Origin of the sequence: Bacillus cereus group sp. BcHK124 (genome assembly GCF_027712065.1) — a bacterium.
Lineage (GTDB): Bacteria > Bacillota > Bacilli > Bacillales > Bacillaceae_G > Bacillus_A > Bacillus_A pacificus.
This window is the reverse complement of sequence record NZ_JAQFPJ010000001.1, coordinates 739,924-761,403: the sequence shown is the minus strand read 5'-3', so window position 1 is coordinate 761,403 and position 21,480 is coordinate 739,924. Positions and strand designations below refer to the sequence as shown.

Below are 21,480 nucleotides of genomic sequence, written 5' to 3'. Positions count from 1 at the left end.
AGTGTGTCCGAAATTTATATGCTTACCTCTCACACATTTTTCCTTCATAGGAAAGAGAGTTAAAGTTATTTCAATATACTGTTAACCAAAAAAATGACTGCACTTTACGTGCAGTCACCCCTTATTATTTTACATAATTTTCTTTAACAACCGTTGCACAACGCTCACATAATGTTTCATGTTCAGCATCTTTACCAATTGTTTCTGAAACTACCCAACAGCGTTCACATGTTTCACCAGTTGCTTGAGCAACAACAACCGCTGTATGTTCATACTTCGGTGCATCTGCTGGCGCTTCTTCCATCATGCCACCAAGTTTGTACTCAGAAACGATGAATAATTGCTTTAAGTCCTCGTTAATAGACTCTAACATAGCTTTCATTTCTGCAGTTGGATATAGCGTAATGCTTGCATTTAATGACTTACCGATTACCTTTTCATTACGAGCCACTTCTAACGCTTTTAATACGTCATCACGCAATGTCATAAATGCATCCCATTTTGTTTTTAATGCTTCTGCACCATCTAATTGTACAGCTTCTGGCATATCAGTTAATTGTACACTTTCTTCTGTTACACCCGGAATGTATGGCCATACTTCATCAGCTGTATGCGGTAAGATTGGTGTTACAAGTTTCGTCAATGCAACAAGAACATCATATAATACAGTTTGAATTGCACGACGATCTTCATGGTTCGCACCTTCAATGTATAAAATGTCTTTTGCAAAGTCTAAGTAGAATGAACTTAAATCAATTGTACAGAAGTTATGAATTGCATGATATACAGCAGCGAAGTCGTATGTCTCATATGCTTCTTTTACTTTTGTAATTAAGTCATTTAATTTCACTAACATGTAACGATCTACTTCACGAAGTTCAGCTACAGCTACTGTATTTTCACTTGGCTTAAAGTCGTCTAAGTTTCCTAATAAGAAACGGAATGTGTTACGGATTTTACGATACACTTCTGCTACTTGTTTTAAAATATCATCCGAAATACGTACATCAGATTGATAGTCAACAGAAGATACCCATAATCGTAAAATATCTCCGCCTAATTGATCCATAATTTTCCTCGGTACGACGATGTTTCCAATCGACTTACTCATTTTACGTCCTTCACCATCTAATACGAAACCATGGCTTAGTACGCCTTTATATGGCGCTTTTCCTGTTACAGCAACTGCTGTCGATAATGAAGAGTTAAACCAACCACGATATTGGTCAGATCCTTCTAAATATAAATCTGCTGGACGTTGTAAGTCATCGCGCTCTTCTAATACCGCTTGGTGAGAAGAACCTGAGTCGAACCATACATCCATGATGTCTGTTTCTTTACGGAATTCACCATTTGGGCTACCTGGATGTGTAAATCCTTCTGGTAATAGATCTTTCGCTTCACGCTCAAACCATACGTTAGAACCGTGTTCACGGAATAAATCAGCTACATGGTTAATTGTTTCATCCGTAATGATTGGATCACCATTCTCAGCATAGAATACAGGAATTGGTACACCCCATGCACGTTGACGAGAAATACACCAGTCACCACGGTCACGAACCATGTTATGAAGACGAGTTTCGCCCCATGCTGGTACCCATTTTGTTTCCGCAACAGCTTCTAATAATTCTTTACGGAATGCTTCAATAGATGCAAACCACTGTGCTGTCGCACGGAAAATAATAGGTTTTTTCGTTCTCCAATCATGTGGATATGAATGCGTAATGAATGTTAGTTTCAGTAATGCGCCTACTTCTTCTAATTTTTCTGTAATTGGCTTGTTAGCTTTATCGTAGAATAAGCCTTCAAATCCAGGTGCTTCCTCTGTTAATACACCTTTATCATCAACTGGGCAAAGTACTTCTAAGCCATACTTTTTACCAACAATAAAGTCATCTTCCCCGTGTCCTGGTGCTGTATGAACACAACCTGTACCTGCATCTGTTGTTACGTGATCTCCTAGCATAACTAATGAATCACGATCGTAGAATGGATGCTTTGCAACTGTATACTCAAGCTCGCTACCTTTTACTGTTTTCACAACTTCAGCGTTTTCCCACTCTAACGTTTTTGCAACTGTCTCAAATAGTTCAGAAGCAATAATATATTTTTCATCATTTACTTTTACAATAGCGTATTCAAGTTCTGGGTGAACAGAAATACCTAAGTTTGCAGGCAACGTCCAAGGCGTTGTTGTCCAGATGATGTATTTCTCATCACCTTCTAATACGTTCTTTCCATCTTTTACAGGGAATGCTACGTAAATAGATGCAGATTTTTTATCTTGGTATTCAATTTCAGCTTCCGCTAAAGCTGATTCACTCGTTGGTGACCAATAAACTGGTTTTTGTCCTTTATAGATATAACCTTTTTTCGCCATATCACCAAACACTTTAATTTGTTGTGCTTCATAAGCTGGCTCTAAAGTAATGTATGGGTTATCCCAATCAGCACGTACACCTAAACGCTTAAATTGCTCACGCTGACGTTCTACTTGTTCATATGCATACTCTGCACATAACTTACGGAACTCAGCAACTGTCATTTCTTTACGCTTTACACCTTTATTTGTTAAAGCTTGTTCAATTGGTAAACCGTGTGTATCCCAACCTGGGACATATGGTGCACAGAAACCAGTCATTGATTTATAACGAACGATAAAGTCTTTTAATACTTTATTTAATGCATGTCCCATATGAATGTCACCATTCGCATATGGAGGTCCATCATGCAGTACAAATAAAGGACGACCTTTCGTATGTTCTTGTACCTTTTCATAAATATTCATTTCCGCCCACTTTTCTTGCATTGCAGGCTCACGTTTTGGTAAATTCCCACGCATCGGGAACTCTGTTTTTGGCATTAGTAATGTATTTTTGTACTCCATGCTCAATTCCTCCTTACATGTATAAAAGAAAGACCTAAAAAACGGAATAAAAAAGAGACTTTCTCATCCCAAAAAGGGACGAGAAAGTCTCCCGCGGTACCACCCTAGTAGATCCTATACGTATGTATACAATCCTCTTTATATTCTTAACGCGAATATACGCCTACGCTTACTCTATTTGTTCAGCGCGGAACTCCAGGGTGATATTCCCATTATCTCCTTATCCTGAGCTTACACCATCCTCAGTTCGCTATATAAGGTATGAAAAAGGTACTTATCCCTATCTTCGTTTTTCTTAATAAATATGTTGTTTAAAATTATATGTAATAATGAGAAAAACGTCAAGCTTACACTGTTTCTTCTTTTTTCAACAGCTCGTCTACTTCGTCTTCTAACTCAATTAGTTTATCCCAATCATCGTTGTTTAACATTTCAAGCTGTGTTTCTAATAACATACGGAAACGAGTGCGGAATACTTTCGCTTGTTTCTTTAGCTCTTCAATATCAAAAGCAACTTTTCTTGATTTTACTAAAGCTTCGTTAATAATACGGTCTGCATTCTTTTCAGCTTCACGTACAATTAATTTTGCTTCTTTTTGCGCATTACGTTTTACTTCTTCCGCTGCTTCTTGTGCAACAACGATAGATTTGTTTAACGTATCTTCAATATTAGAGAAATGATCTAACTTCCCTTCTAATTGCGCAACTTGTTCTTCTAAAGCTTTTTTCTCACGAATGACTAATTCATAATCTTTGATAATTTGATCAAGAAACTCATTTACTTGATCCTCATCATAGCCACGGAATCCGCGACCAAATTCTTTGTTATGAATATCTAATGGTGTTAACGGCACAACGCCACCTCCAAGTAGTTATCTAAATTTCCTCTTTCAATTATATCTTTTCTTCGACAAAATAGGAGGATTTCCTTCTAAAAAACCAATCATTTTAGTATACCATACAAAATTCTCCATTTGTCGCGCTTTGTTCTACCTTCTACAGAAAACAATTTACTGCGTCCATGTCCTCTCACTGAAAAAACATCTCCTGGATAACATTCATAAGAGGTTTGCTCCACTGTTTTCCAATTCACTTTTACTAAACCATTTTTTATGAAAGGTTGTACTTTTTGCCTAGATATATGTAACATTTCAGCTAACATAACATCTAAACGAAGTGAAGAAACTGTTCCGGATTTCTCCCCCCACGTTTCTTGTATCTGTAGAATTTTTTCCCCTTGCACTGGTGATAAGGAGACTTTCACTTTTCCTATAGATTGTAAGTTCATCTCAATATAAGATACAACTTCTTTCGCGACTACAATTTGGGCACGATCTTCTTGAAGCAAAATATCACCACATTTTTCTCTCGTTAAACCGAGAGACATAAATGTACCTAATATTTGCCTATGCTCTAGCGTATAAAACTTGGAAGGATAGTCAATTTCCAATACTTCTACTTGAAATTCCTCTTCATTTACTACTAGATAGTCTGGATAAATGAGTGCTCTTTTGCGCTCTGCTTGAGACGTTGCACCATCAAACTGTACAGCAATATCTCCTTGTCCTATTACCATAGTGACAATTTGTTGTTGTCTTGGATCAAGAAAGTCTGTTAACTTCACTTGATGGTACTCCGCTGCTCGCTTCCACTCTAACACTTTATCCACAAAGACCACTTCATCAGGTCTAAAATGCTCGTAGATGCTCATACATATAACCTCTTACTATAAGAAATAGCCGAATAAACTTACCAAGCCATTTGTCGCAAGTCTTAAAGCAAAGATCGCAACAAGTGGCGAAATATCAATCATACCAAGCGGCGGAATAAATCTGCGAAATGGTTCTAAATATGGTTCACAAATACGCGCAAGAAACTCTCCGAAAGTTGATTCCTTTGCACCTGGGAACCATGATAGGAGAATGTAAATAATAAGTGCCCACGAGTAAATCTCGATAGCATAAACTAAAAGTCTTAAAACGGTTTCCATGGCGTATTACCACCTCTTTATATTTGTGTCTTCTTCTTCACCGAATAACTCTGAAATTGCACCAACAATATCTACATTTTCAGGCGTACACATAAATGTTTTCGGTCCTATTTTTTGAATGTCCCCGCCTATAGCGTATACAGTACCACTTAAAAAGTCAACGATACGTACAGCCTGATCCGTAGACATTCGTTGTAAATTAATCACAACAGCTCGTCTACCTTTTAAATGGTCCGCAATTCCTTGCGCTTCCGAATATGTGCGTGGTTCTAATAAAACAACTTTTGAAGATTGCTTCGCTGTTTCAATGCTCACAACATTTTGTTTCGTTTGCGCTTTTGGAAACGTAACATCTTGTTGTTCTGGCGGATCTTGCTGCTTCTTCATGTCTGTTTGCTCCTTTTCATAACTATATTGAGCTGCTTCTTTTTCTTCAGGTGTATCAAAAAAGAAGTATTTTACTTTTGACCAACTCATAATAAGATTCTCCTTCCTTTTACGCTTTTCCTACTAAAATCGTCCCCAAACGAATGTATGTAGCACCTTCTTCAATTGCAATGGTGTAATCATTAGACATTCCCATTGATAATTCTTTACATGGCGCATGTAACAATTCTAACTCCTGCACCTCTGTTTGTAGCATACGTAATGTCTTAAAACAGCGTCTGATTTCTTTCTCTTCTTCTGTAAATGGAGCCATTGTCATTAGTCCAACCACTTCAATCTTATCCAATTCTTGCAAACTTTGAATAAAAGAAACGGTTTCTTCTATTGCCAATCCTTGCTTTGATTCTTCAGATGATGTTTTCACTTGAATAAAACATTTCACTTTCTTATCCGCACGTTTTTGAATTTCTTTTGCAAGTGAAAGACGATCTAATGAATGTAAATAATCGATTTCATTAATGATTTCTTTTACTTTTCTCGTTTGTAATGATCCAATAAAATGCCAATTCACTTTTGAACCGAAATGTTCGTACTTCTGTAAGAAACCTTCATTTCTATTTTCACCTAAATCGATAATTCCTGCTTCAATTACTTCGTTTGTTTTTTCAATTCCTACCGTTTTTGTAACCGCAACGAGTTTAATATCTTGCAACGAACGTCCTGCTCGTGCGCAAGATTGTTTAATTGATTCATTTACAGTTGTTAAATTTGTTTGTACTGTCACTTGCTTTCGTCCTCCTTAAAACCTATGAAACTCAACATTCTCCCCGTCTTACCTTGATCACGACGATGAGAGAAAAAGAGTTGCTCTTCACAGCTTGTACAAAGAGATGACATTACAATATTCTCTTCTTTTATGCCTACTTGTAAACATAGTATACGATTAATTTCTTTTAAATTAATTGCATACTGTCCGTCAGAAATTTTTTTATAAGGGACAGAACCGTTTACTACTTGCTCTGCTGCTGTTAGCACTCGATCATCAACAACGTAACAACAAGATCCAATTGCTGGTCCAATCGCAACATGAATTTCATCACTTGAAATCCCTTCTGCATTCCATTTTTGAATCATTTCTTTTGCAATCTCTTTTACAGTCCCTTTCCATCCAGCATGCGCAAGTCCTATCATACCATGTGATGGTGCATAAAAATAGAGTGGAACACAATCCGCGTAACAAGATGTTAGAAGAACATCATTATTAGTCGTATAAATGCCATCTGTTTTTGAAATGCCGTCTTCATATGAATAAACGCCACTTCCTTTTTCCTGTTCTCCTACTTTTTCAACATGATGATCATGAACTTGTTCAGAGCAAATCCAGTTTTCTAATGGTTTTTGTAACTTATTTGCTAAAATGCGTCTATTTTCATGAACGTTCTCCGCAATATCATTCACATGTAATCCTAAATTCATCGCATGAAAGGAGCCCGTACTTACCCCACCATCTTTTGTCGTAAATCCAGCAGTAATGTTCCCAAGTTCTTTCCACGCTTGTAAATACAGTATACCGTCCACATATTTAAATGGCTCTCTCATAATAGCGGCTCCTTTTAATTAAAATAACATAAAAAAGCATGGTACTTCCTGTCTATTTTACCATACTTTTATTTTTTCATAATCCTAACAGAAAAAAAAGAGGAATTTGTAATATTCTTTATGAAATTGTCGGTGTTTGTATTGATTCTGTTACAGAATTAACAGAATTTACTCTAACAAGTATGACATCTTCCCCAATTTTCACAATTTCTTTCCAAGGAATTACAATTTCTATATCTTTCCCAAAGATCCCTAACATACGTGCCTGTTTGGAAATAATAATAGACTCGATTTTTCCTGTGTTCATATCGATTTCGATATCTCCAATATTACCCAGCCTTTTTCCGTCTGAAACATTTATTATATCTTTCATCTGTAATTCCGAAATTCGTATCACTTTCATCCTCTCCCTTATATATGACGAATCGAAAAAACATTGTTTCTCAAATGAACAGGAAGCATCCTCTTGCCAACCTCATATTATTTTCATTATATGAACACAGCTCCCCTACTATGAACGCAAACAAACTATATGACATATAAAAAGGTCTCACCATAAATGGTGAAACCTTATCCTTGAATCGTCTTATTCATTTGTTTAATAGCTGATTTCTCTAAACGTGACACTTGCGCTTGAGAAATCCCAATTTCTTCTGCAACTTCCATTTGTGTTTTTCCTTGGAAGAAACGTTTTCGAATAATCATTTTCTCACGATCATTTAAACGCTTCATTCCTTCTTTTAGAGCTAACTCTTCAACCCACTGCTCGTCCTTTTGTTTTTCATCACTTAACTGATCCATAACAAAGATAGGATCTCCCCCATCGTTATAAATCGGCTCAAATAATGAAACTGGATCTTGAATTGCATCTAAAGCAAAAACAATTTCTTCATGAGTCACTTCAAGCACTTTTGCAATATCCATTGCTGTCGGTTCTTTTGAATTTTCTGCAATCAACTTTTCTCTTACTTGTAACGCTTTATACGCAATATCTCGTAAGGAGCGAGATACGCGAATCGGATTGTTATCACGCAAATATCTGCGTATTTCCCCAATAATCATCGGCACAGCATACGTTGAAAATTTTACATTTTGGCCTAAATCAAAGTTATCAATGGATTTCATAAGTCCGATACAACCAACTTGAAATAAATCGTCAACATATTCTCCTCTGTTATTAAATCTTTGGATGACGCTCAGTACAAGACGTAAGTTTCCATTCACTAATTTCTCTCTTGCGCTTATCTCTCCACTTTGCATTTCACGAAATAATTTACGCATTTCATCATTTTTTAGTACGGGAAGTTTAGCTGTATCAACACCGCAAATTTCTACTTTGTTTCTCGTCAAAGTGTTCCCTCCTATCGGGAGTTGCTGTACAGTGTAAAGTATTTCCTTTGAAGGGGATTTTATGCATGCGGTTTTCTCTTCATTTTTCATTTTAGTTGTCCTTCCTCATACAACTAAATAGAATAAGACCAGCCTAGATAACGGCTGGCCTTACTCTTTACACCATTTTATTAAATTCTTTTCGTAATCTTTTTATGATTCTTTTTTCTAAACGCGAAATGTATGACTGTGAAATCCCAAGCATATCCGCTACATCTTTTTGCGTCTTTTCCTCTCCTCCAGCAAGCCCAAACCGAAGTTCCATAATTTGTTTTTCACGATCATTTAATTGATGTAATGCTTTCATTAGAAGATGACGATCCACAGTCGCTTCTAAATCTTTTGTAATAATATCATCGTCTGTACCTAATACATCTGATAATAAAAGTTCGTTTCCATCCCAATCGATGTTAAGCGGTTCATCAAAAGAAACTTCTGAACGATTTTTATTATTCCTGCGCAAATGCATTAAAATTTCATTTTCGATACAACGTGAGGCATATGTTGCTAATTTTATTTTCTTTTCTGGATTAAATGTATTTACCGCTTTAATAAGACCAATTGTTCCAATGCTAATCAAATCTTCAATATTTATCCCTGTATTTTCAAATTTTCTTGCTATATATACGACTAGCCGTAAGTTGCGTTCAATCAGTAACGATCTTGCCGCCTGATCTCCTTTTGGCAATTTATTTAAAAGAACTTCCTCTTCTTCTTTCGTTAACGGCGGTGGTAACGCTTCACTTCCACCAATGTAATAAATTTCATCGGTCTTAATTCCTAATTTCAGCAATACTTTATACCAAAGGTATACTAAATAAAATTTTAATTTCATCATATTATCCCGCCTCCCATTATTAAGCAATTACCATTTTTTGCGAAATTAACATTTTCGGATGCACAATACATTGATACTCTCCATTGGTTGATAACTGTTGTGTATTTAATCCAATCAATACTTTGTTCACAACGATAGAACTTCCTTCATGATAAATTTGTACACTATCTGGCTTAATTGCCCATAAAAATTGACTTTCTACTCCCACTGCTCGGAAAGGAATTAAGCGTAATTTTGTCGCCCACCCAGAATCATTTTCTGGTATTTGAGGAATTTCTGTTTTGGAATAAATTTGTTCTGTTAACCAAGCCGGCAAACAATGTTCTAACGATGAAATATGCATAATCATAACAGGTGTTTTCGTTAACGGGTCGTAAAGTTGATTTCCACTATCAATTAAGCCTGCAAGTTCTAGCTCCTCTTCAGCTAATTGAACTTTCAATTTCACAATTTGATCATAGTGTATTTTTGTAACCTCTACGCTTTCAATCCGCTTTTTAGAAAAATAATAAATGACTGGAAAACCAAAAATAACAAACAACCAGCTAATTGGGTCACCGTAAGAAATTGATTGAGATTGAACCAACCCATTTACCATTTCATTCGTTTGCAAAAAGAAATGAGTGCCCATTAACCCTCCGCCAACCATAAAGGTTACAAAGTAAAAAGTAAAAACAGTTTGTGCATAATTTCTAAATGTTGTAAACCCAAATGCTGTATACACAATAAGTAACGAGTACAGTAGTTTCATAATTGGATGTGTCATCACAGAAGCAAAAGGAGTAAAGGCAAAAATAACAATGGTTGAACCTATCAATGCCCCTAACACAAGCCTCCATCTTTTGATCTTCTTTTTTAACACGGTAGCTGTTAATAAAAGTAAAAGAAAATCAATGCAGGCGTTTAACAACCAAACAACGTCGGCGTAAACAACCAAACAATTCACCTCTTTTTTTAAGTTGAGACTAGTATAATGCATATCCAATAGGAAAGTGTGTCAATTTGCGGAGGTGTTTTTTTGTTATTTTGTGCTTTCTAGACATAATCTGTCGGTAAAAAATAAAAGTATATGTTTCATAGAATGCTATCTTTTTTTCAAACTTTAATCAGTGGGGGTTTTCTTCATCCCCCCACTGATTATTAGCCCTCACCAATTGGGCTACCCAGCAAAAAGCGGAATAAATTACAATAAAAAAAGACCTGCTTAGCAGATCTTTTCCCTGTATAAAACAAAAAAGGAGCATAAATGCTCCTTTTCTTTTATCGTCTACGACGATTACGTAAGAATGCTGGAATATCGATATCATCTGAATCTGAATGACGCTCATGTACAACCGGCTCTTCACGCTTCATTTCACGTTTTACTTCACGTTGTTTTGGTGGTTGAGCTACTGGCTGTTGCTGTTGTTGCGTGTGATTCACATTCGGACGGATAATTGGTTTTGGTGGTTGAGTTGCAATTGTATCATCAAAACCAGTTGCAATTACAGTTACAACGATATCATCTTTTAATCCTTCATTAATAACCGAACCGAAGATCATATTTACTTCTGGATCTGAAGCTGAAGCTACAATGTCTGCCGCTTCTTGTACTTCATATAAGCTTAAGTTAGCTCCACCCGTAATGTTCATGATAACACCTTGAGCTCCATCAATAGATGTTTCTAATAATGGACTAGAAATCGCTTTTTTCGCAGCTTCAGCAGCACGATTTTCTCCATTACCAGAACCAATACCCATTAAAGCAGAACCTCTATTAGACATAATTGTCTTTACGTCTGCGAAGTCTAAGTTAATTAAACCTGGTGTTGCAATTAAATCAGAAATACCTTGAACACCTTGACGTAATACGTTATCTGCTTCACGGAATGCCTCTAACATTGGCGTGTTTTTATCAACAATCTCTAATAAGCGATCGTTTGGAATTACAATAAGTGTATCTACATTTTCTTTAAATGCCGCAATACCAGATGCCGCTTGTGTTGCACGCTTACGTCCTTCAAATGTAAATGGTCGTGTTACAACACCAACTGTTAATGCACCTAATTCTTTTGCCACTTGAGCAACAACTGGAGCTGCACCAGTTCCAGTTCCGCCGCCCATACCAGCAGTTACGAATACCATATCAGCACCACGAAGTGCTTCTTGGATCTGTTCTTTACTTTCTTCTGCTGCTTTTTTCCCTACTTCAGGGTTTGCACCTGCACCAAGTCCACGTGTTAATTTTCCACCAATTTGCATTTTCGTTTCAGCTTTTGATAGATTTAATGCTTGTGCATCAGTATTTACAGCGATAAAGTCTACACCTTGTACACCGTGTTCAATCATACGGTTTACAGCATTGTTTCCGCCACCGCCGACACCGATAACTTTTATATTCGCTAATTGATCTTGAGTAGTATCAAACTCTAACATGTCGAAATCCCCCTAGAACCTCATTTTTCGTGTCCAATTTTAATCCCATAAATAACGGAATACACGTTTTACTTTTGACATCATACGGTCATCATTTTGATTATTATTGTTTTGATTACGCGTTTTTTGTTTCGCAGGTTGCTGTTGTACCGGCGTTGGAGCTGGTGCTGGTACTGGTTCAAAATGCTCTTGTTTTTCCTGCACATTTTTCCCACGCAACTTAGCTTTTTGATAAGAATGTTTAATTAATCCTACTCCACTTGTATATTGGGGCTCACGCACGCCAATATAATCAGGAGTTGCTATACGAACATTTTCATGTAAAATATCATATGCAAGATCAAGAACACCTGGCATAGAAGCAATTCCACCAGTTAGTACATAACCAGAAGCTACTTGCTTTACTCCTAACTTACGCACTTCATCTTGAACAAACATTAAAATTTCCTCTACACGAGCCTCTATTATATCCGATAATTCCAACTGAGAATATTGTTCTGTTTGATCGCTTCCCATAATAGGAACCGTAAACATCTCTTCTTCCGACGCTGTATCATAAAAAGCATGTCCATATTTCAACTTAATTTGATCTGCATTTTCTGTTGAAGTTTTCAACCCAATCGCAATATCTTTCGTTATATGGTCTCCACCTAATGGTAATACGCTCGTTGCTTGTAACTCTCCATCTTTAAAAATAGATAAAGTTGTAGATCCTCCCCCCATATCAACAAGGGCTACTCCTCTATTTTTTTCATCTGAAGATATAGCAACTGTTGCAGCCGCTAAAGGTTGAAGACAAATATCAACAATTTCAAGACCTGCTTTTTCTACACAACGAAGTAGGTTATGTAGTAAAGTTCTCGAGCCTGTAATAAGTGTACCTTCCATTTCTAATCTTACACCGATCATCCCGCGCGGATCGTTAATCTCGTCAAGACCGTCTACAATGAACTGTCGAGGTACCACATCAATAAACTCACGTTCTGGAGCAATTGACACAACTTGTGCTGCATCTAGAACGCGTAAGACATCTTCATTCCCGATTTCACGATCTTCATTTGAAACAGCGACTACTCCGTGACACGGAAGTAGCTGTACCTGGTTTGCATTGACACCTACTACAACTTGCTCAATGTGGATTCCCACCATGCGCTCAGCTTGTTCAATTGCTTTTTTAATTGATCGAACAGTCTCGTCTATATCAACTATCGATCCCTTCTTTAAACCATTTGATTTTACATTTCCAACACCAATAATGTTTAAGCTGTCATTAACCATTTCACCAATGATGACTTTAACATTGGATGTACCGATGTCAAGACTAACATATATTTCATTGCTGTTCATTCTTTGGCACCTCCTTCTTTATTTATACCATACAACTCAATATATGGAACAACAATCGCAACTTTACTATTTATAAGAAAAATATTCAACGTCTTTATACGTTTCCCTTTTTTAACCCTATATTTTTCTTATTTTTATTTAACATTCATTTAAGAATATTGCAGTAAACTGTGAATAACTGCTTATCTTGAAATAATTCTATTTCAAGTGTAAAGATTACCGCCAAGTATAAGTCTACACTAAGATGTACTCATAGAAAAGTGAAACTTGTACCAATCCTAGTATGAATCTAAGAATTTTTACATATTTTTCATCAAATGAACCATTCTTGTAAATTCCTATGCACCAAGCAGAACATTCGTTTCGTTTTTTCTACAATAACGTAGTGAAAACTATCATTCTATTCTTTTTTTTCTTCTGCTCCTAATTCTTTCGTATACGCCCCTACTTCTAAGTCAATTAATACCTTTTTACCTGGCTCAATTGTTTTTAAGATAAGTGGATAAGCTTCCATACGTTTTGCGAAATTTTGAATCGTAGTGCTCACTTCATACCCTTCATTCATATATAAAGTAAGGTGGTCTTCATTCGCATTTGTCGGTGAATAACGAATTTCAGAAATAGACCTTAAAATAGTTGGTGTTAATTTTTCAAGCTCAGCAATTAACTCCTTCATTTTCTCCTCTTTAAAAGGTTCAAAAATTGGCGCTGCAACAGGAAGTTTTCCGTTCGGGAGTACATCAAGTGTTTTCCCGTTCTCTAATAACGGTTGTAATTTCCCATCTTTGTTTATATAACCAATCGTTAAATATTCTTCAATATGAACGTCAATTTTATTTGGAAAACGCTTCTTTACATTTACTGCTTTAATTTCTTTTCGTTTCGTTAAGTTTTCTTCTGCTTTATGTGCTGTCACTCGGAAATAACTTGTATCATATGTCACACCTGATTCCTTCATCACTTGTTCATCTGTCATATAATGATTTCCAAACACGCTTATCTTTTTTATATTGCTAAGCGGAGACCGAAAATAAATTAAAAAGAGCACTAATAAAAATAAAATTGATATGTATAGAATCAACCGATGATTAACATTTTTCTTGTTTTTTTTCTGTTGATTTTTTAACTTTGGTACACGATCCTGTAGTTTAATCACTTTACTATTTTTCATGTACGATCCCCCTACGTAACATAAAGAACGGCATGTTCCTCATGCCGTTCTTATCTTCTTATTATAACATAAATGATAATGAGCGGAACGAATAACCGTTATCTTCCAATGATTTCTACTTCTGTATGCATTTCTACGCTAAATTTATCCTTGATTGTTTGTTTTACTAATGCTATTAAAGATAATACATCTTGCGCGCTAGCTCCACCAGTGTTAATAATGAAGTTCCCATGCATTTCAGAAATTTGAGCTCCACCTATTTGATAACCACGAAGTCCCGCCTTCTCTATTAAATCTCCTGCAAAGTATGGAATTGGATTCCGAAACACACTTCCTGCACAAGGGTGATTCCATGGCTGTGTTTCACGGCGGTAATCTTTATTCTTTTGCATGACACTTACAATTCCCTCACGCTCTCCTATCTGTAATTGAAACTCAGCTTCCAAAACAATACCAGGGCGTTTCGTTTGCAATACAGATGTACGATAGGAAAACTCCATTTCTTCATGCGTTAACCAGTCAATTGTTCCATCTTCAAACAAAATAAGAGCTTTTGATAATATGTTTGATATATCCGATTTATGTGCTCCTGCATTCATATACACTGCACCACCAACACTTCCTGGAATACCACTTGCGAACTCCAGACCCGCTAACCCTTGACGACTAAGTAAAGTTGATAATTTAATCAGGGGATACCCACCACCAACTCTTACCCTATGTTTTTCGACTTCTAAGTGGTCTAATCCTTCTCCTAAACGAATAACGACACCTTCTATACCCAGATCAGATACAAGAAGGTTCGAACCGCGACCAATTACAGTCCACTTTGTTTTATATTTCTTTACTAACTGCAACGTTTTTTCAATACCGGCAACATGCTTTGGCACAATTAAAATATCAGCTGGTCCACCTATTTTCATAGTTGTATAACGTGCTAACGGTTCATCCACTAACACACGACCAACATTTGCTTCTATAAGCTCATTTACTAATTGCTCCATAAACCAATCTCCCCCATACTAAGCATCCTTATTACAGTAGTATGCAGGGCGTTCACCTAACGTTATTTTTTTACAAGCTTATTCATTACTTCATACAACTTATTTGCTGCATCTGGAATACCTAATTGCCCAGCAGCAAGCTTCATATTTTGTAATGTTTGTGCATCTAATAAAATCTCGTCAATATCACGAATAAGTGTTTCAGCTGTTAAATCTTTTTCAAGCAACATTTTTGCTGCTCCTTTATCGACAACAGAACGTGCATTTTTTTCCTGATGGTTATTTGTTACATAAGGACTCGGAATTAACACACTTGGCTTACCTAACGCTGTTAATTCTGCAAGTGTTGTTGCTCCAGCCCTTGAGACAACCAGGTCTACACCGGTAAGTACTTCTGGCATATTATGAATGAAAGGTTTAATAATAACATTATTCGGATTCCCTTTTTGCTTCACTGCATCCATCACTTTGTCGTAATGAACTTCACCTGTTACATATAATATTTCGTAACTTTTATTTCCAAACTGTTCAATTGCCTCTACGAAAGCATCGTTAATTGGTCTAGCCCCACGGCTGCCACCAAAAATAAGCACGGATTTTTTAGGAAGAGATAAACCTACTGAACGTTTTCCCTTCATTCCATTTTGATCCATTACTTCTGACGCTCTTGGGTTTCCTGTCATGACCACTTTTGACTGCGGAAAATGTTCTGCAGCCGCTTCAAAACAAACTGCAACTTTATCAACATAGCGGCTTAAAAATTTATTCGTTACACCAGGTACACTATTTTGTTCATGTACAATAGTTGGAATACCTAATTTTGCCGCAGCATATACAACAGGTCCACATACATATCCACCTGTTCCAATTACAATATCTGGATTAAAACGACGAATATATCGTTTACTATCTTGTACACCTTTTAGGAAACGCATCACCGTTTTCACGTTATCTAACGATATTTTACGCTTAAATCCACTTATAACAATAGATTGAAACGGTATACCTGCTTTGGGCACGATTGTGCTCTCTAATCCATTCTCCGTACCAATATATAAAAACCTTGCTTCCGGATTTAATTTTTTTATTTCTCTTATTAAAGCAAGAGCCGGATAAATATGACCTCCAGTGCCCCCACCACTTACTAATACACGCACTACTAACTCCTCCGCTTCTCTTTTTCTTATTACAGTATTTATTTCTATATACATATTGTTTCTTCGTACACATACGAAAAACCCTGTCTTATAAAACAGGGTTTAGTAGCGAGAATGGCGACTTATATTTAATAATACACCTACTGCCATTAACATTAATGTCAAACTTGATCCACCATAACTTAAAAACGGCAAAGTAATACCCGTAACAGGCATCAATCCTGTTACAACACCAACATTAATCATTACTTGAATCGCAATCATCGCCACAATACCTACTGCTAAAAACGTACCATATAAATCTGGCGCTCCTAAAGCTATACGAATCCCACGCCATAATAATAGACTAAATAATAATAACACAAATGAACCACCAATAAAACCTAATTCCTCGGATAAGATTGCAAATATAAAGTCTGTTTGCGGTTCAGGTAAATAAAGAAACTTTTGTCTACTTTGTCCAAGTCCAAGCCCGAATAATCCACCTGGTCCAATTGCGAGTAACGATTGAATAATTTGAAATCCACTTCCAAGCGGATCTGACCACGGGTCTAAATATGATGTAATACGTTTCATCCGATACGGTGCTGATGCAATTAGCCCTACAAATCCTGCTACACCAAGCAAACCAAACATTGCAAAGTGAAAGACCCTTGCTCCTGAGATAAATATCATAATGATACATGTCCCAACCATTACCGTTCCTGTGCCAAGGTCCGGCTGTAACATAATCATTCCGAAAGCAAGAAATACAAAACCTAGAGCTGGTAGTAAACCACGTTTAAAAGAGGTAATTAATTTTTGTCGTTCCGCTAAAAATTTCGCTAAGAAAATAATCATCGCAAACTTCATAAATTCGGACGGTTGAATGGAAAATGCCCCGATTCCAATCCAACTTCGCGCTCCTCCTCGAACAAGACCTACTCCAGGAATAAGAACGAGAATAAGAAGAATGAAGCAAACTAGCAAAATTACTTTTGAATACGTACGCCACACCCAATAATCAATTTTCATAATAAAAAACATAGCCACTACACCAAGACCTGCGAATAGCAATTGCCTTTTTGCAAAAAAGAATGAGTCCCCCATTTTATAAGAGGCCCAAACCGCACTCGCACTATAAACCATAATCATTCCGATTGTTAACAACGCAAGTGTAACGATGATGAGAATAAAATCAGGCGTTTTCTTCATTACCCATAAACACCACCTCTTTAGGCAGAAACTTTTGCCCTATGTAACAAAACATCAGTAGGTGTTAGCCTACTGATGTTTTGATTTACTTTATATAAGTTTATGCACAGCTTGTATAAAAATGTCTCCTCTTTCTTCAAATGTTTTAAATTGATCCCAGCTTGCACATGCTGGAGAAAGAAGAATTACATCGCCATCTGTAGAATGAGCATATGCTTTCACTACAGCTTCATCTAAAGTATCGACACTTTCAATTGTATCTAATCCCGCTTTTTCTGCAGCTCTTACTAATTTTGGAGCTGTTTGTCCAAATGTTACAATCGCTTTAACATTTTTGAAATACGGAATTAAATCATCGAATTCATTTCCACGATCCAGCCCACCTGCTAATAACACAGTCGGTTGTGTAAACGCAGATAAAGCTTTCTCTGTCGCTAACATATTCGTTGCTTTTGAGTCATTATAAAACTTACGGTTGTTTATAGTTGTTACATATTCTAAACGATGTTTTACACCTGTAAAACGTTTTAAAACTGCCGTAATCGCTTCATTAGAAACACCCAATAATTTTGCGATACTCATCGCTGCTAAAATATTTTCTAAATTATGTTGACCAGGTAAAACGATATCACCTACTTCAACAACTTTTTCACCTTTAAAATAAAGAGCATTATCTTTTATGCACGCACCATCTTCAATTTCTTTCGTTGTTGAGAACAGTACTTTTTGACCTTTACTATAAGCAGATAAAGCCATCACATCTGCATCATCTGCATTTATTACACTATAATCATTTTCTGTTTGGTTTTTAAAAATATTTGCTTTTGCTAAGCCATATTCTTTTTTCGTCCCATGATAATCTAAATGGGCCTCAAATAAATTTAAAAACGCAGCAATTTTAGGTTGGAACAATTCTACTCCCATCAATTGGAACGATGAAAGCTCTGTAACTACAACTTCATTTTCTTTTGCATCCTGTGCTACTTCACACGCAACAGTTCCAATGTTCCCTGCAATTACGGGATGCTTTTGTCCTTCTTTTAGCATTTCAAATGTAAGCATTGTCGTCGTCGTTTTACCGTTAGACCCCGTAATCCCAACAAATGGTGCTTCTGAAATACGATATGCTAATTCAACTTCCGTAACAATTGGAATTTGCTTTTCTTTCGCAGCAACTAATATTGGATTAGAATACGGGATTCCTGGATTTTTTACTACAAGAGAAATATTTCTCTCTAATAATTCTAAAGGATGACCACCGCATACAACATCCATTCCTTTTGCTTGTAATTCTGCAGCAAGTACATTCTCTGCTAAAGGCTTTCCGTCATTTACAATAACATTTGCCCCTAACTTTTGTAACAATGTAGCTGCTGCATAACCACTTTTTGCAATGCCTAATACAAGAATATTCTTATTTTGAAATTCAGTTACAGTTTTCAATTACATCCACACCCCGATATAAATTCCTAACACAGCTAATAAAAATCCTACAGACCAAAACGTCACAACAACACGCCATTCTGACCAACCACATAATTCATAATGATGGTGTAATGGACTCATTTTAAAGACACGTTTTCCTGTTGTTTTAAACGAAATAACCTGAATAATAACCGATAAAGTTTCCATTACGAATACTCCGCCAATGATTACAAGTAGCAATTCTTGTTTTAATAAAATTGCTACAGCTGCAATGGCTCCACCTAAAGCTAATGAACCTGTATCTCCCATAAACACTTTTGCTGGATTCGCATTGAATACTAAAAATCCAAGTACAGCTCCTACAACTGCCATACAGAATATCGCTACTCCAAATTGCTCTTGTGCCACAGCAATAATACTAAATGCTCCAAATGCAATAGCAGCTGTTCCTGATAATAAACCATCTAAACCGTCAGTTAAGTTAACTGCATTCGATCCACCAATAAGCATAAATAGTACAAGTACAAAATACGCCCAACCTAATTCAAACTTAACATCCGTTCCCGGAATCATGATGTATGTGTGGAACGCTTGCCCTTTTCCAATTAAAAAGAACGCAATAGCAATAACAAGCTGACCTACTAATTTTTGTTTTGATGTTAAACCAAGATTTCTCTTCTTAACTACCTTTATGTAGTCATCTAAAAATCCAATCAATCCGTAACCAAATGTCACTAATAGTAATAACGATACCTCTGCACCTAAATGATTAAACTTAATCGCCATAATAAGTGAAGTTACCATCATAGATACGTATATGACGATACCACCCATTGTCGGTGTCCCTGATTTTTTTTGATGTGATTTTGGTCCCTCATCACGAATACTCTGTCCGAACTTTAATTTTCTTAAAAATGGAATAAACAATGGCGAAAGGGCAACAGAAATTAAGAATGCTACCCCAGCCGTTACTAATAAACCTTGCTCAAGCACATGTAGTCCTCCTCTCACGTTGTTACTCTTCGTTGTTTAAACGCTCTGTAATTGCTTCTTTAGCGATTTCACGATCGTCAAAATGATGAACATCTTTACCAATAATTTGATATGTTTCATGACCCTTACCAGCAATAATGATGATATCTTCAGCTTTTGCGTTAGCAATTGCATGGTATATCGCTTCTTTTCTATCAATAATTACTTCATAATTATTTCCATTTGCACCATGTACCATATCATCTAAAATAGCTCCTGGCTCTTCACTTCTTGGATTATCTGAAGTGTAAATAGCGTGAGTTGCATATCGTGTTGCAACACTTGCCATGATTGGTCTCTTCGTTCTATCTCTATCACCGCCACAACCGACGATGCAATATACGTCACCTTTTGCAAACTGTTTTGCTGTTTTCAATACATTTTCTAAGCTATCTGGTGTATGTGCATAATCAACAATAACTGTATAATTTTGTCCACCATCAACCACTTCAAAACGTCCTGGAACTCCAGCTAGTTCCTTTATTACATCAATGATTGTTTCTAAACTTACACCAGAAACAAGTCCTGCCGCTGTCGCAGCTAGTACGTTATATACATTAAATTTCCCAATTAATTTCATCGTAACATTTACACTCTCATACGGTGTTACAAGCGTAAATGTAGTTCCACCACTTGTCATAACGATATCTTTGGCCATAACATCACTTGTTGTATCAATTCCATACGTTACAACAGTTGCTGCAGTACTTCTCATATATTCCGCTGTTACAGCATCATCGTTATTCAATACCGCGTATTTTTCACGATTATGATTATAACTATTGCCAAGTTGCGCAAATAGCAACCCTTTTGCATGTTTATATTCTTCCATCGTTTTATGATAGTCTAAATGATCTTGTGTTAAATTTGTAAACACTGCTACATCGTAATCACATCCGTGTACACGGCCAAGATCTAAAGCATGTGACGAAACTTCCATTACTGTGCTATCCACACCGTGTTCAACCATTTTTGCAAACGTCTGTTGAAGTGTTAGTGCATCTGGTGTTGTATTTTTCACCTCAAATGTTTCATCACCGATTTTCATATTAATCGTTCCAATTAGCCCCGTTTTATGACCATGTGCGCGCATAATCTCATCCATAATATGCGATGTTGTTGTCTTTCCATTTGTACCTGTAATACCGATTAAATGTAACTTGTGTGTTGGTTGACCATAAAAATAATCAGCTAAAACCGCTAACGAACGAAAAGTATTTTTCACAAGTACAACTGGAACGTCAACATCAATTGGTCTTTCCGCAACAATAGCAGCCGCTCCTTGTGCCGCTGCTTGCTTAGCAAAATCATGGCTATCAACCGTATATCCTTTCATACATACAAATAAGCTTCCTTCTTTCACTTTACGTGAATCAGCTTCTATAGATGTGATTTCTGGATTTTCTTTTGGAACAACTGGAAAATCATGCAAACATGATACAAGTGTATGCAACTTCATTTCACTAAACCCTCTCTACATTGTGTATTTATCTCTTTTATTAATAAGCAACACGTTACCTCCTAATTATGTAAAATAGGAGGTAAGTGCTACTCTGTCTAATAAATAGACCTATTTATAACCGAGACTCTTGCGGTCTCAAATTAAGTAACTCTTCTATAAAGAACTCACTTCCACCAATTG

General features: G+C 36.5%; 20 protein-coding genes and 1 other annotated feature. All 20 genes read right to left on the bottom strand.

The genetic code is table 11. The features are described 5' to 3' along the window. Positions 1-124: 124 nt before the first annotated feature. The 20 genes from ileS2 to murE all read right to left on the bottom strand — a co-directional run bounded on the left by ileS2 (position 125) and on the right by murE (position 21,297). Positions 125-2,890 (bottom strand): isoleucine--tRNA ligase, encoded by a 2,766-nt coding sequence (gene ileS2 / locus PDK19_RS04195; protein WP_270706629.1) that lies wholly within the window; start codon positions 2,888-2,890, stop codon positions 125-127. A gap of 71 nt (positions 2,891-2,961) precedes the next feature. Beyond that, positions 2,962-3,186: a binding site (T-box leader), on the bottom strand. Positions 3,187-3,237: 51 nt separating this feature from the next. Then, a complete protein-coding gene (divIVA, locus tag PDK19_RS04190; protein WP_001131612.1) occupies positions 3,238-3,744 on the bottom strand; it encodes a septum site-determining protein DivIVA in 507 nt (168 codons plus the stop codon). An 89-nt stretch (positions 3,745-3,833) separates the two neighbouring features. After that, positions 3,834-4,601 (bottom strand): YlmH family RNA-binding protein, encoded by a 768-nt coding sequence (locus tag PDK19_RS04185; RefSeq protein WP_270706628.1) that lies wholly within the window; start codon positions 4,599-4,601, stop codon positions 3,834-3,836. Positions 4,602-4,616: 15 nt separating this feature from the next. Further along, positions 4,617-4,880: a YggT family protein gene (locus PDK19_RS04180; RefSeq protein ID WP_000450921.1), complete on the bottom strand. Its 264-nt coding sequence runs from the start codon at positions 4,878-4,880 to the stop codon at positions 4,617-4,619. 6 nt (positions 4,881-4,886) lie between these two features. Further along, entirely contained in the window at positions 4,887-5,357 is a 471-nt protein-coding gene (locus tag PDK19_RS04175; protein WP_000119138.1) for a cell division protein SepF, read from the bottom strand. A 19-nt stretch (positions 5,358-5,376) separates the two neighbouring features. Further along, on the bottom strand, positions 5,377-6,051 hold the full coding sequence (locus tag PDK19_RS04170; RefSeq protein WP_000218173.1) for a YggS family pyridoxal phosphate-dependent enzyme: 675 nt from the start codon (positions 6,049-6,051) through the stop codon (positions 5,377-5,379). Next, entirely contained in the window at positions 6,048-6,866 is an 819-nt protein-coding gene (gene pgeF, locus PDK19_RS04165; RefSeq protein ID WP_270706627.1) for a peptidoglycan editing factor PgeF, read from the bottom strand. Before pgeF ends, PDK19_RS04170 begins: the two co-directional genes overlap by 4 nt. A gap of 118 nt (positions 6,867-6,984) precedes the next feature. Next, entirely contained in the window at positions 6,985-7,269 is a 285-nt protein-coding gene (locus tag PDK19_RS04160; RefSeq protein WP_014893538.1) for a YlmC/YmxH family sporulation protein, read from the bottom strand. A gap of 167 nt (positions 7,270-7,436) precedes the next feature. Then, positions 7,437-8,216 (bottom strand): RNA polymerase sporulation sigma factor SigG, encoded by a 780-nt coding sequence (gene sigG / locus PDK19_RS04155; protein ID WP_000197753.1) that lies wholly within the window; start codon positions 8,214-8,216, stop codon positions 7,437-7,439. A gap of 157 nt (positions 8,217-8,373) precedes the next feature. Then, entirely contained in the window at positions 8,374-9,093 is a 720-nt protein-coding gene (gene sigE / locus PDK19_RS04150) for an RNA polymerase sporulation sigma factor SigE (protein WP_000976948.1), read from the bottom strand. Between the two features lie 19 nt (positions 9,094-9,112). Further along, on the bottom strand, positions 9,113-10,030 hold the full coding sequence (spoIIGA, locus tag PDK19_RS04145; RefSeq protein ID WP_000261996.1) for a sigma-E processing peptidase SpoIIGA: 918 nt from the start codon (positions 10,028-10,030) through the stop codon (positions 9,113-9,115). 323 nt (positions 10,031-10,353) lie between these two features. Next, positions 10,354-11,508: a cell division protein FtsZ gene (ftsZ, locus tag PDK19_RS04140; RefSeq protein ID WP_000888991.1), complete on the bottom strand. Its 1,155-nt coding sequence runs from the start codon at positions 11,506-11,508 to the stop codon at positions 10,354-10,356. A 39-nt stretch (positions 11,509-11,547) separates the two neighbouring features. Next, positions 11,548-12,855, bottom strand: coding sequence for a cell division protein FtsA (gene ftsA / locus PDK19_RS04135; RefSeq protein ID WP_001087553.1), 1,308 nt, complete (start codon positions 12,853-12,855; stop codon positions 11,548-11,550). Between the two features lie 400 nt (positions 12,856-13,255). After that, positions 13,256-14,026 (bottom strand): cell division protein DivIB, encoded by a 771-nt coding sequence (divIB, locus tag PDK19_RS04130; protein WP_000798232.1) that lies wholly within the window; start codon positions 14,024-14,026, stop codon positions 13,256-13,258. Positions 14,027-14,124: 98 nt separating this feature from the next. Then, positions 14,125-15,030 carry a UDP-N-acetylmuramate dehydrogenase gene (murB, locus tag PDK19_RS04125; protein WP_000437037.1) on the bottom strand — a complete coding sequence of 302 codons (906 nt, stop codon included), beginning with the start codon at positions 15,028-15,030 and terminating at the stop codon, positions 14,125-14,127. Between the two features lie 62 nt (positions 15,031-15,092). Then, on the bottom strand, positions 15,093-16,187 hold the full coding sequence (gene murG / locus PDK19_RS04120; RefSeq protein WP_001265415.1) for an undecaprenyldiphospho-muramoylpentapeptide beta-N-acetylglucosaminyltransferase: 1,095 nt from the start codon (positions 16,185-16,187) through the stop codon (positions 15,093-15,095). A 102-nt stretch (positions 16,188-16,289) separates the two neighbouring features. After that, the gene (spoVE, locus tag PDK19_RS04115) at positions 16,290-17,381 is read right to left on the bottom strand and encodes a stage V sporulation protein E (protein ID WP_000753510.1); all 1,092 of its coding nucleotides are present in this window, start codon (positions 17,379-17,381) and stop codon (positions 16,290-16,292) included. A gap of 90 nt (positions 17,382-17,471) precedes the next feature. Beyond that, positions 17,472-18,824 (bottom strand): UDP-N-acetylmuramoyl-L-alanine--D-glutamate ligase, encoded by a 1,353-nt coding sequence (gene murD / locus PDK19_RS04110; RefSeq protein WP_000860122.1) that lies wholly within the window; start codon positions 18,822-18,824, stop codon positions 17,472-17,474. Further along, positions 18,825-19,799 (bottom strand): phospho-N-acetylmuramoyl-pentapeptide-transferase, encoded by a 975-nt coding sequence (mraY, locus tag PDK19_RS04105; protein ID WP_000893058.1) that lies wholly within the window; start codon positions 19,797-19,799, stop codon positions 18,825-18,827. 22 nt (positions 19,800-19,821) lie between these two features. Next, positions 19,822-21,297: a UDP-N-acetylmuramoyl-L-alanyl-D-glutamate--2,6-diaminopimelate ligase gene (murE, locus tag PDK19_RS04100; RefSeq protein ID WP_000766300.1), complete on the bottom strand. Its 1,476-nt coding sequence runs from the start codon at positions 21,295-21,297 to the stop codon at positions 19,822-19,824. Between the last annotated feature and the right edge of the window lie 183 nt (positions 21,298-21,480).